We start from the raw sequence: 10,403 nt of genomic DNA, 5'->3' as shown, positions 1-10,403 counted from the left end.
CAACCACCACGACACGGCCACCGTCACGCAGACACGCCGCACGCAGCGCCCTCACGATGACACTGAGCACGCTCGCGCGAGAAGGTGGCTCCCTAGACGTCCATCTCGCGCAGCTCGCGTTTGAGGATCTTGCCGGTCGGGTTGCGGGGCAGCTCGTCGAGGAAGACCACTTCGCGCGGCACCTTGTATTTGGCCAACTGGTCTTTGACGTACTTCTTGACGGTGTCCTCGTCGATGTCGGCGCCCTCCTTCTTGACGACGAAGGCGCGCAGCCGGTGGCCCCACTCCTTGTCCTCGACGCCGATCGCGGTGGCCTCCACCACCTCGGGATGTCCCGTGATGCAATCCTCGACTTCGGCGGGGAAGACGTTTTCGCCGCCGGAGACGATCATCTCGTCGTCACGCCCGCTGATGTACAGCAGGTTGTGCTCGTCGAAATAGCCGACGTCGCCGGACGACAACAGTCCGTCGATGATCTGCTTGTTGCCGCCGCCGGTATAGCCCTCGAACGGGAAGGCGTTGCCCACGAAGATCCGCCCGACCTCGCCCTGCGGCAGTTCCTTGCCGTTGTCGTCGTAGATCTTGACCTTGACCCCTTTGACAACCGGACCCACCGTCGAGGAATTGAACTCCAGGTGGTCGGGGCCCGCGATGGTGGCGAAGGCGATCTCGGTCGAGCCGTACATGTTGTAGACGACGGGTCCGAGGTCTTTGAGTGCTCGTTCGGCCAGGTCGGCACCCAGCGCCGAGCCGGAGATGAACACAATCCGCAAGCTGGACAGATCGGGCTTCTTGTCCATCTTCTCCACGGCCTCGAGCATCCGCGACAGCATCACCGGGACGACGACGACCGCCGACACCTTGTGCTTTTCGATGTCTTCGAGCACCACCGCCGGCTTGAACTTGCGGTGCAGGACCAGCGTCGACCCCAGGAAGGTTCCGATCGTGGCGTGCAGGAAACCCAGCGCGTGAAACATTGGGGCCGGCAGCGAGGTGACCTCGCCGGCCTTGAACGGCACGTGCGACAAGATGCCGCCGATCGGCGCGAGCGTCGGCGGGGTGCTCCGGTTGGCGCCCTTCGGAGTACCGGTGGTGCCACTGGTCAAAATGATGATCGAAGAGTGCCTGTCGGCCTTGGGCGCGGGCTCGCCGCTGCTGCGGTCGATCAGGTCGGCAAGCGTCTCGTCCTCGCTGCCCGACGGCTCGTCGGAGTCGGGGTTGGTGCCCAGCGCGCGCAGCTTGCCCAGCGGCGGCTCGGCCTTGCTGACGTCCTTGGCGTATTCGTCGTCGTAGATGATCAGTTTGGCGTCTTCGCGCTCGGACACCTCCTTGATCTGCGGGCCGGAAAACGAGCTGTTGAGCAGGATGATGCGGGCCCCCACCCGCGCGCAGCCGAACTCCGCGATCGCAAACCAGCGGCTGTTGCGTGCCAGGATGGCCACCCCGTCGCCGCCCTTGACACCTTTGTCCAGCAGCCCGTGGGCCACCGCATTGGCGGCGTCGTCGAGTTCCTTCCAGGTGAACTCGCCCTCGTCGTCGATGATCGCCACCTTGTCCGGGGTGCGGCGCGCATGCAGCGCCGGCAGCATGCCGATCTCGCCCCACTTGCGGATATCGTTCGCCATCGCCGCCACGTTCTGTGGGCGCTCGATCGGGAAGCCGCCTGCTTCGAAGATTTTGCGGACATAATGCAGTTCGGCCAGGCCACGCTCGGCGTATTGCTGGACTTTGGCCGCGGCCCCGAACGGGTCAGGAAGGTTAGGCATAGCCCCACCATATGTGAGCCAGGTCGCACCGCGACGCGCAAATTACGATGAAGTGCATGGCCGGTCCGGTGTCACTGGAAGTGGGCGGCCGCCACGTTGAGGTCACCCATCCCGACAAGGTGATTTTCCCCGATCACGGCTACACCAAGCTCGACCTGATCCGCTACTACCTCGCCGTCGCCGAGGGGGCGCTGCGCGGCGTGGCCGGACGGCCGATGATCCTCAAACGCTTCGTCAAGGGCATCGAGCAGGAGGCCATCTTCCAGAAGCGGGCACCCGCGAAGCGGCCGGACTGGGTGGAGGTGGCCGAACTGCGCTATGCGTCGGGAACTTCGGCCAAGGAGGCCGTCATCGACGACGCCGCGGGCCTGGTGTGGGCGATCAATCTGGGCTGCGTCGACCTCAACCCGCATCCGGTGCTGGCCGGCGACCTCGACCATCCCGACGAGTTGCGCGTGGACCTGGACCCGATGCCCGGCGTGGGCTGGCCGCAGATCGTGGATGTCGCCGCCGTCGCACGCGAAGTGCTCGAGGACTACGGCCTGACCCCGTGGCCGAAGACATCGGGGTCGCGGGGCTTCCACATCTATGCGCGCATCGCGCGCAACTGGCCGTTCCGGCAGGTCCGGCTGGCTGCCCAGACCGTGGCACGCGAGGTTGAGCGCCGCGCGCCCGACCTGGCGACCAGCCGGTGGTGGAAGGAAGAGCGCCAGGGCGTTTTCGTCGACTTCAACCAGAACGCCAAAGACCGCACGGTGGCGTCGGCGTATTCGGTGCGGGCCACGCCCGATGCCCGGGTGTCCACGCCGCTGCGCTGGGCCGAGGCGGCCGACTGCGACCCGGCGGCGTTCACGATGGCGAGCGTGCCGGATCGGTTCGCCGACATCGGGGACCCGTGGGCGGGGATGGACGACGCCACCGGAACGCTGGATCGGCTGCTCGCGCTGGCCGAGGAACTCGGCCCCGCCGAGAAGGCGCCCAAGGGAGCGCGCAAACGAGCCGGAGCGGGTCGCCGCCAATCCCCGATGCCGCTGATCGAGATCGCCCGCACCAAGACCAAGGACGAGGCGATGGCCGCACTGGACACCTGGCGTGGCCGCTATCCCGCTGTGGCACACCGACTGCAGCCGGCCGATGTGCTGGTCGACGGCATGCGCGGACCGAGTTCGATCTGGTACCGAATCCGGATCAACCTGCAGCACGTGCCGGCCGATCAACGGCCGCCGCAGGAGGAGCTGATCGCCGACTACAGCCCTTGGCCCAGCCGTTAACGGCCCACCACCGCGGTACATACGCGACAATCGCTGGATGCAGGCGGCGGAGGACTGACGCGATGGAACGACGATGGAATCGGCGCGCATTCCTGGGCCTTGCCGGCGGGGCGGGGCTACTGGCCACGGCCGCCTGCTCGTCGCACAAGACCACCGCCGGCGCCCCGGGCGGCGCAGTGACGATTCCACACGCGTTCGGCGAGACGACAATCCCCGCACCGCCCAAGCGGGTGGTCAGCGCCGGCTACACCGGGCAGGACGACCTGCTCGCGGTCGGCATCGTGCCGATCGCGGTGACCAACTGGTTCGGTGACCAGCCGTTCGCGGTGTGGCCGTGGGCTCAGCCGAAACTGGGTGACGCCAAACCCGTTGTCTTGAACCTCGACAACGGAATTCAGCTCGACCAGATCGCCGGCCTGAAACCCGATTTGATCGTGGCCACCAACGCCGGAGTAGACGCCGACACCTACCAGAAGCTGGCCGCGATCGCCCCCACCCTGCCGCAGTCCGGCGGCGAGGCGTTCTTCGAGCCGTGGAAGGAGCAGGCCACTGCGATCGGCCAAGCGGTTTTCCAGGCCGATCAGATGACGTCGCTGATCGACGGCGTCGACCAGAGGTTCACCACGATCGGTGAGCAGCACCCGCAATTCAAGGACAAGAAGGCGCTGCTCCTGCAGGGCACGCTCTATCAGGACAACGTGGTGGCGACGATCGCGGGCTGGCGCACCGAGTTTCTGACCCGGATGGGTCTGGTGATCGCCGACAACGTCAACCAGTTCGCCGTCGATCAGCAGCGCGCGTTCATTCCCCGCGACAAGATCACGTCCGCGCTCGACACCACCGACGTGCTGATCTGGACAACGGACAGCGACGACGACCAGCGGGTGCTGCTGGCCGATCCGGACGTGGCCGAACTTCGGCCGCGCAGTGTGTTCACCACCAAGGACCAAGCCGGGGCGCTGGCCTTCGCCTCGCCGCTTAGCTACCCGCTGGTGGCCGATCAACTGCCGTCGCTGATCACCAAAATCCTGGGCTGAGCGCGCCGAAAACGGCGGCCCTCTGAGCATTCGGTAAGGCGCCTCTGGCAGACCACGAAAATTACTGGCAGCCGCCGAAACCCGGGGTTACCGTCGAGTAATGAGCGTGGCAATGGACCTGAAGGTAACCGACACCGTGCTGGATTACGGTGATCAGGCACTGCTGTTGCAGTTCGACAGCAGCGCCGAGGTCTTGGCGTGGGCAGCGGCCCTGCGGGAGGCGGCGCTGCCCGGTGTGCTCGATATCGTCGCCGCGTCCCGCACCATCCTGGTGAAACTCGACGGGCCTCGCTATCAGGGCGTCACCCGGCACCGTTTGCGCCGGCTGCAGGTGACGCCCGAGGCGACGCAGATGACCCCGCCAGACGGACACGTCGACGTGGTGATCGACGTCGTCTACGACGGCGCAGACCTCGCCGAGGTCGCCGACCGCACCGGGCTGAGTACCGCGCAGGTCATCAACGCCCACACCTCCACGCCCTGGCAGGTCGGATTCGGTGGATTCGCTCCGGGTTTCGCGTACTTGGTCGGCGGCGACCCGCGATTGGCGGTGCCGCGGCGCTCGGAGCCACGGCAATCGGTGCCTGCCGGTGCGGTGGGCTTGGCCGGAGAGTTCAGCGGAATCTATCCGCGTCGATCCCCCGGCGGTTGGCAGCTGATCGGCCACACCACTGCGATCCTGTGGGATATCGACCGGCCCGACCCGGCGCTGCTGACGCCGGGCAAGTGGGTTCAATTCCGAGCCGCCTAGGAGAGCACCGATGACCACGCTGGAAATCCTGCGCACCGGGCCGCTGGCCCTCGTCCAGGACCTTGGCCGAGTCGGGCTTGCTCACCTCGGCGTCACCCGGTCGGGGGCGGCGGATCGTGGTTCACACACGCTGGCCAACCGGCTGGTGGCCAACCCCGACGACCGCGCCACCATCGAAGTGACCTTCGGCGGTCTGTCGGCCCGAGTCCGCGGCGGCGACGTCGACGTTGTCGTGACCGGTGCCGACACGGACCCGGCCGTTAACGGAATTGTGTTCGGCACCAACAGCGTTCAGCATGTCCGCGATGGGGATGTGATCTCGCTGGGCGCACCGTTGGCGGGCTTGCGCAGTTACCTGGGGGTGCGCGGCGGTATCGACGTGACACCGGTGCTCGGCTCACGGAGCTACGACGTGATGTCGGGGATCGGCCCGCTGCCGTTGCAGCCCGGCGACGTGCTGCCGATCGGCGAACGCACCGATGACTATCCCGAACTCGACCAGGCCCCGGTAGCGGCAATCGACGAGCATCTGGTGGAGCTGCGGGTGGTGCCCGGCCCGCGTGATGACTGGTTCGCCGATCCCGACGCGCTCGTGCGCACCATCTGGATGGTCTCCGACCGCAGCGACCGGGTGGGGATGCGGCTGGAGGGCCGTCCGCTGCAGTACCGCTGGCCCGATCGGCAGTTACCCAGCGAAGGAGCGGCTCGCGGCGCAATTCAAGTGCCGCCCAACGGTTTGCCGGTCATCTTGGGGCCGGATCATCCGATCACCGGTGGCTACCCCGTGATCGGCGTGCTCGCCGAGGACGACATCGACAAGGTCGCCCAGGTGCGGCCCGGCCAGTATGTGCGGTTGCACTGGTCGCGCCCCCGGGCGCCGCTGACTGCTGCCGCTGCCGCCAGCCAGTCAGCCTGGTAAACCGAAAGGTGTGTACACCCAGGTCCACACTGCTCGCCTGGTCCACACCGCCGATCTCGACTGCGAAACCCGGCACAGCGCTCGCCAGATGGTCGTCGATGCATTCGGCGGCGATTTCACCGACTGCGACTGGGACCATGCGCTCGGCGGGATGCATGCCCTGATCTGGCATCGCGGCGTGATCATCGCGCACGGTGCCGTGGTGCAGCGGCGGCTCATTCACCGCGGCAGCACCCTGCGCTGCGGCTACATCGAAGCGGTGGCAGTGGCCGAGGAGTGGCGCGGCCAAGGCCTGGCGATCGCGGTGCTCGACGCATGCGAGCAGGTCATCCGCGGCGCCTACCACATCGGCGCGCTCAGCGCTTCTGAGCGCGGACGGCGGCTCTACGTCGTGCGTGGCTGGCTGCCGTGGTGCGGGCCGACGTCGGTGCTGGCGCCCGCCGGAACGCTGCGCACCCCGGACGACGACGGCTCGGTGTTCGTGCTCCCGGTCACGGCCGATGTGGACACCTCGGCCGAGTTGACCTGCGATTGGCGCGACGGCGACGTCTGGTGACCCGCCGCGGCCAATGTGACCAACTGCACATTAACTGTGCCGCACCGCCGTCATGACCTCGATAGACGAAGCCCTTTGTGGCGCAACCTAACTGAGAAACAATAACGTAACAATGTTTCCAGCGTCCTTTCAGCTAACCGGAACACAACTTTAAGCCGCAATGGCCGAATCTGACTTGACCCGGTTCGAATCCTCATGTGTGATTGCCGAATACAGCGTCGTATGTCTCGCTAGAGACACCCTGCGCCCCGAAACGATCACTGCCTCAAACGCCACGCACGGCTCAGTCAGTTGTCATATCGCAGGCGAAATAGGTTGTGGCTGGGTAAATGTCGGAGTGATCGTGAACCCCGGCCAGTGAATGGTGTTGGCGCACCTTGGAACCGAAAGGTTATGGCTGCATGGTCCGCTCGCATCGTATCTACGACTGGAATCCCGAGGACACCGTCGCCTGGGAGGCCGGCAACAACGCCATCGCGCGACGTAACTTGATTTGCACGGTGGCCGGCGACCACGTCGCCTTTTCGATCTGGTCGTTGTGGTCGGTGATGGTGCTGTTCATGCCGGAATCGGTTTACGGCTTTTCGCCGAGCGACAAACTGCTGCTGGGCGCGATCGCGACGCTGGTCGGCGGGTGCGTACGCATCCCCTACACCTTGGGTATCGCGAAATTCGGCGGCCGCAACTGGACGACGTTCTCGGCGCTGGTACTGCTGGTCCCCACCGTGGGCACGATCCTGCTGCTGGCCAATCCCGGACTGCCGCTGTGGCCGTATGTGTTGTGCGCGGCGGCCACCGGTTTGGGCGGCGGCAATTATTCGGCCTCGCTGGCCAACGTCAACGCTTTTTATCCCCAGCGGCTCAAGGGCTGGGCGCTGGCGGTCAATGCCGGCGGCGGCAACCTCGGGGTGGCCGTCGTCCAACTGGTGGGGCTGCTGGTACTGGCCACCGCAGGCAGCCGACAGCCCTACTGGGTGTGCGCGTTTTACCTTGTGCTGCTGGCGATTGTCGGCATTGCGGCGGCCGTGTTCATGGATAACCTGGACCACAGCATCGAAGTCGGCAATCTGCGGTCGATCCTCTTCGTGCGGCACACCTGGGTAATCTCACTGCTTTACATCGGAACGTTCGGATCGTTCATCGGATTCTCGTTCGCATTCGGCCGCGTGCTCTACATCAACTTCCTGACCAGCGGACAGACCGCCGCACAAGCATCCCTGCATGTCGCCCAAATCGCCTTCCTGGGGCCACTATTGGGATCGCTGTCGCGAATCTACGGTGGCCGGTTAGCCGACCGAATCGGCGGAAGCCGCATCACTTTGGCGGTGTTCGGCGGGATGATCCTGGCGACCGGATTATTGGTCGGCGTCAGCACCTACGACGAATACAGCCACGGCTCGGCACCGGGGGCGACGCTGGCCGGATACGTCGTCGGGTTCATCGCGCTGTTCATCCTGTCGGGGATCGGCAACGGATCGGTATTCAAGATGATCCCGTCGATCTTCGAGGCGCGCAGCCGTGCACTGGATGTCAGTGAACCCGAACGCCGGCACTGGTCCCGCGCCATGTCGGGGGCCTTGATCGGGTTCGCGGGAGCCGTCGGAGCACTCGGGGGTGTGGCGATCAACCTGGCGCTGCGGCAGTCCTACGAGAGCACCGGCACCGAGACGTCGGCGTTTTGGGTCTTCCTGATCTTTTACCTGGTCGCCTCGCTGCTGACCTGGGCCATGTACGTGCGTCCGCCTGTTTCGGCGACTGCCGTCCCGGAAGCGGAAAACGAGCCGACCCGCGCCCGCGTGTGACCGGCTGCCCCAGCGGTGTGACGACGGGGCAACTCGGCGGAAATTGCCAGGTAATGCGGCGGCAATCTATCAGGCATACACACTTCATATGGACCAGCCTGACTCGCCGCCGCTGGTCGGCTATCGGGTCGCGGTGACGTCCGCGCACCGCGCCGACGAGTTGTGTGCGCTGCTGCGCCGCTCGGGTGCCACGGTCTACAGCGCCCCTGCCATCACCAAGGTCGGTCTGTTCGACGACGACGAACTGCGCCGTCACACCGAGGCTTTGATCGCCCGTCCGCCCGACATCCTGGTCGCCACTACCGGCATCGGCCTGCGCGGCTGGCTGGCCGCCGCCGACGGTTGGCGGCTGGCGACCAAGCTGACCGCAGTGCTCCGGGACGCCCGAATCGTCTCGCGCGGGCCGAAAGCGACGGGCGCATTGCGCGCCGCTGGGCTGTATGAGGAGTGGAGCCCGGGGTCTGAGTCCTCACGTGAGGTGCTGCAGTATCTGCTCGGCGGGGGCGTTCACGGACAGCGCGTTGCGTTGCAGCTGCACGGCGCCAGCGAGCACTGGGATCCGTTCCCGGAGTTCGTCGATGAGCTTCGCGCTGCGGGCGCCGAGGTGGTGCCGGTGCGGGTGTACCGCTGGCTGCCGGCGCCGGCCGGTGGGTTCGACCAGCTGGTGACCCTGATCGCCGAACGTCAGGTTGACGCCGTCAGCTTCACCTCGGCGCCGGCGGCGGCAGCGACCCTACTGCGGGCTCGCCAGCTGGGCATCGGCGACCAATTGCTCGCCGCGCTGAGCGCCGACGTGCACGCGATGTGCGTGGGCCCGGTGACGGCTCAACCGCTACTGGCGGCCGGCGTTCCGACCTCGGCACCCAAACGCATGCGGTTGGCGGCGCTGGCGCGCCATATCGCCGACGAGTTGCCGTCGCGTCGATCCCGCACCGTGCGCGCCGCCGGTCATCTGATCGAGATCCGCGGCTCGTGTGTGGTGGTCGACGGTGCCATCAAATCCCTGTCGCCGGCGGGGATGGCGACCTTGCGCGTGCTCGCCGAACGTCCGGGGGACGTCGTCGCCCGCGCCGCGCTGTTACGGGCGCTGCCGGGCAACGGCACCGACACCCATGCGGTCGACACGGCGGTACTTCGCCTGCGAACAGCACTGGGCGACAAGAGCATCGTGGCGACGGTCGTCAAACGCGGTTATCGGCTGGCTATCGACGAACAGTCGGGAGTGGCATGAGCCTGATCTTGGTGGCGCACGGCACCCGCAGCGCGGCAGGGATCGCCATCGTCGACGACCTCGCCGAGCAGGCGAGTGCGGTAGTGGGCGAAACCGTGCAGGTGGCGTTCGTCGACGTGCTGGGACCCGCGCCGAGCGAGTTGCTGTCCGACCCCGAGCCGGCAATTGTGTTGCCGGCGTTCCTGTCTCGCGGATACCACGTTCGCACCGATCTGCCCGCGCAGGTCGCGGCCAGCGGACATCCCGACGTCACCGTCACCCCGGCGCTGGGCCCGAGTCCCGAGGTGGCACGGATCGTCACCCATCAGTTGATTCGCACCGGGTGGCGGCCAGGGGATTCGGTGATCCTGGCAGCGGCCGGCACATCGGATCGCATGGCCCACAGCGACCTGCGCACCACCGCAGCAATGGTGTCGTCGCTGATCGGCTCGCCGGTGCAACCGGAGTCGGTGGTCACCGAGCACGGCATCGCCGACGCCGTGGCGAAGGCGCGTGCGCGGTCCTCGCGCCGGGTCGTGGTGGCGTCCTATCTGTTGGCCGATGGCCTTTTCCAGGGGCGGCTGCGACGCAGCGGCGCTGATCTGGTCACCGAGCCGTTGGGCAGAAACCCTGCGCTCGTGCGGCTGATCGCCGGCCGATTTCAGGCGGCCGCGATGTGCCTGGCGGCGTGACCGGCAGACTTACCGCGGCCCACCTGCACGACACCGTCTACCACTCGGGTCGGGTAGACCGGCACCGCGACGGCCGGGTCGTCGAGGCAGCGGCCATCGTCAAAAGCGAAGGCTTGCTTGGCGATCGGTGACTGCACAACCGGCTGTCCGTCCCGGTCTCCGGCGATGCCGCGAGACAGCACCGCAGCGCCCGAGAACGGGTCGATGTTGCCGATGGCATGTAGCGAGCCGTCGTCGAGCCGGAACAGCGCCACCTGCGATCCGTCGTCGAGCAGCACGCCGACACCGCGGCCGGGAATGAGGTAGTCGTAGGCGCAGGCCGCCGTCCAGGTCTGGTCATCGAAGTTCGTCAGAGCGGTGATGTCGTCCAGTAATGTCATGAGAACTCCTTGGTGCCTT

Annotated in this window: 10 protein-coding genes; 8 read left to right on the top strand and 2 right to left on the bottom strand. The window is 66.6% G+C overall.

Translation table 11 applies throughout. The features are described from left to right. Positions 1 to 92: 92 nt before the first annotated feature. A complete protein-coding gene (fadD2, locus tag A5707_RS06475) occupies positions 93 to 1,766 on the bottom strand; it encodes a long-chain-fatty-acid--CoA ligase FadD2 (RefSeq protein WP_065013691.1) in 1,674 nt (557 codons plus the stop codon). A gap of 47 nt (positions 1,767 to 1,813) precedes the next feature. Here fadD2 and A5707_RS06470 point away from each other — a divergent pair, with 47 nt between their 5' ends. The 8 genes from A5707_RS06470 (at position 1,814) to A5707_RS06435 (ending at position 10,004) form a co-directional block, all read left to right on the top strand. Next, a complete protein-coding gene (locus A5707_RS06470; protein ID WP_065013690.1) occupies positions 1,814 to 3,037 on the top strand; it encodes a DNA polymerase domain-containing protein in 1,224 nt (407 codons plus the stop codon). 62 nt (positions 3,038 to 3,099) lie between these two features. Then, entirely contained in the window at positions 3,100 to 4,074 is a 975-nt protein-coding gene (locus A5707_RS06465) for an ABC transporter substrate-binding protein (protein WP_065013689.1), read from the top strand. Between the two features lie 100 nt (positions 4,075 to 4,174). Next, positions 4,175 to 4,825, top strand: coding sequence for a 5-oxoprolinase subunit B family protein (locus A5707_RS06460; protein WP_065013688.1), 651 nt, complete (start codon positions 4,175 to 4,177; stop codon positions 4,823 to 4,825). 10 nt (positions 4,826 to 4,835) lie between these two features. Continuing rightward, entirely contained in the window at positions 4,836 to 5,744 is a 909-nt protein-coding gene (locus A5707_RS06455) for a 5-oxoprolinase/urea amidolyase family protein (protein ID WP_065013687.1), read from the top strand. A 10-nt stretch (positions 5,745 to 5,754) separates the two neighbouring features. Next, entirely contained in the window at positions 5,755 to 6,300 is a 546-nt protein-coding gene (locus A5707_RS06450; RefSeq protein ID WP_065013686.1) for a GNAT family N-acetyltransferase, read from the top strand. Positions 6,301 to 6,701: 401 nt separating this feature from the next. Beyond that, a complete protein-coding gene (locus A5707_RS06445; RefSeq protein ID WP_065013685.1) occupies positions 6,702 to 8,102 on the top strand; it encodes a nitrate/nitrite transporter in 1,401 nt (466 codons plus the stop codon). Positions 8,103 to 8,190: 88 nt separating this feature from the next. Continuing rightward, positions 8,191 to 9,333 (top strand): uroporphyrinogen-III synthase, encoded by a 1,143-nt coding sequence (locus tag A5707_RS06440; protein WP_065013684.1) that lies wholly within the window; start codon positions 8,191 to 8,193, stop codon positions 9,331 to 9,333. After that, positions 9,330 to 10,004 carry a sirohydrochlorin chelatase gene (locus A5707_RS06435; protein WP_065013683.1) on the top strand — a complete coding sequence of 225 codons (675 nt, stop codon included), beginning with the start codon at positions 9,330 to 9,332 and terminating at the stop codon, positions 10,002 to 10,004. Before A5707_RS06440 ends, A5707_RS06435 begins: the two co-directional genes overlap by 4 nt. On the opposite strand, the gene nirD is transcribed toward A5707_RS06435, so the two are convergent. Beyond that, positions 9,974 to 10,384 carry a nitrite reductase small subunit NirD gene (gene nirD / locus A5707_RS06430; RefSeq protein WP_065013682.1) on the bottom strand — a complete coding sequence of 137 codons (411 nt, stop codon included), beginning with the start codon at positions 10,382 to 10,384 and terminating at the stop codon, positions 9,974 to 9,976. The genes A5707_RS06435 and nirD overlap by 31 nt on opposite strands. Positions 10,385 to 10,403 lie beyond the last annotated feature (19 nt).

Origin of the sequence: Mycobacterium kyorinense, from assembly GCF_001672775.1 — a bacterium.
GTDB lineage: Bacteria > Actinomycetota > Actinomycetes > Mycobacteriales > Mycobacteriaceae > Mycobacterium > Mycobacterium kyorinense_A.
This window is presented reverse-complemented; position numbering and strand designations above follow the sequence as displayed.

What these genes read in the sequence shown, in the direction of transcription:
- A5707_RS06455 (WP_065013687.1), top strand. Translation starts at nt 4,836, where the DNA reads ATGACCACGCTGGAAATCCTGCGCACCGGGCCGCTGGCCCTCGTCCAG.
- A5707_RS06470 (WP_065013690.1), top strand. Translation starts at nt 1,814, where the DNA reads ATGAAGTGCATGGCCGGTCCGGTGTCACTGGAAGTGGGCGGCCGCCAC.
- A5707_RS06465 (WP_065013689.1), top strand. Translation starts at nt 3,100, where the DNA reads ATGGAACGACGATGGAATCGGCGCGCATTCCTGGGCCTTGCCGGCGGG.
- A5707_RS06460 (WP_065013688.1), top strand. Translation starts at nt 4,175, where the DNA reads ATGAGCGTGGCAATGGACCTGAAGGTAACCGACACCGTGCTGGATTAC.
- nirD (WP_065013682.1), bottom strand. Translation starts at nt 10,384, where the DNA reads ATGACATTACTGGACGACATCACCGCTCTGACGAACTTCGATGACCAG.
- A5707_RS06445 (WP_065013685.1), top strand. Translation starts at nt 6,702, where the DNA reads ATGGTCCGCTCGCATCGTATCTACGACTGGAATCCCGAGGACACCGTC.
- A5707_RS06440 (WP_065013684.1), top strand. Translation starts at nt 8,191, where the DNA reads ATGGACCAGCCTGACTCGCCGCCGCTGGTCGGCTATCGGGTCGCGGTG.
- fadD2 (WP_065013691.1), bottom strand. Translation starts at nt 1,766, where the DNA reads ATGCCTAACCTTCCTGACCCGTTCGGGGCCGCGGCCAAAGTCCAGCAA.
- A5707_RS06435 (WP_065013683.1), top strand. Translation starts at nt 9,330, where the DNA reads ATGAGCCTGATCTTGGTGGCGCACGGCACCCGCAGCGCGGCAGGGATC.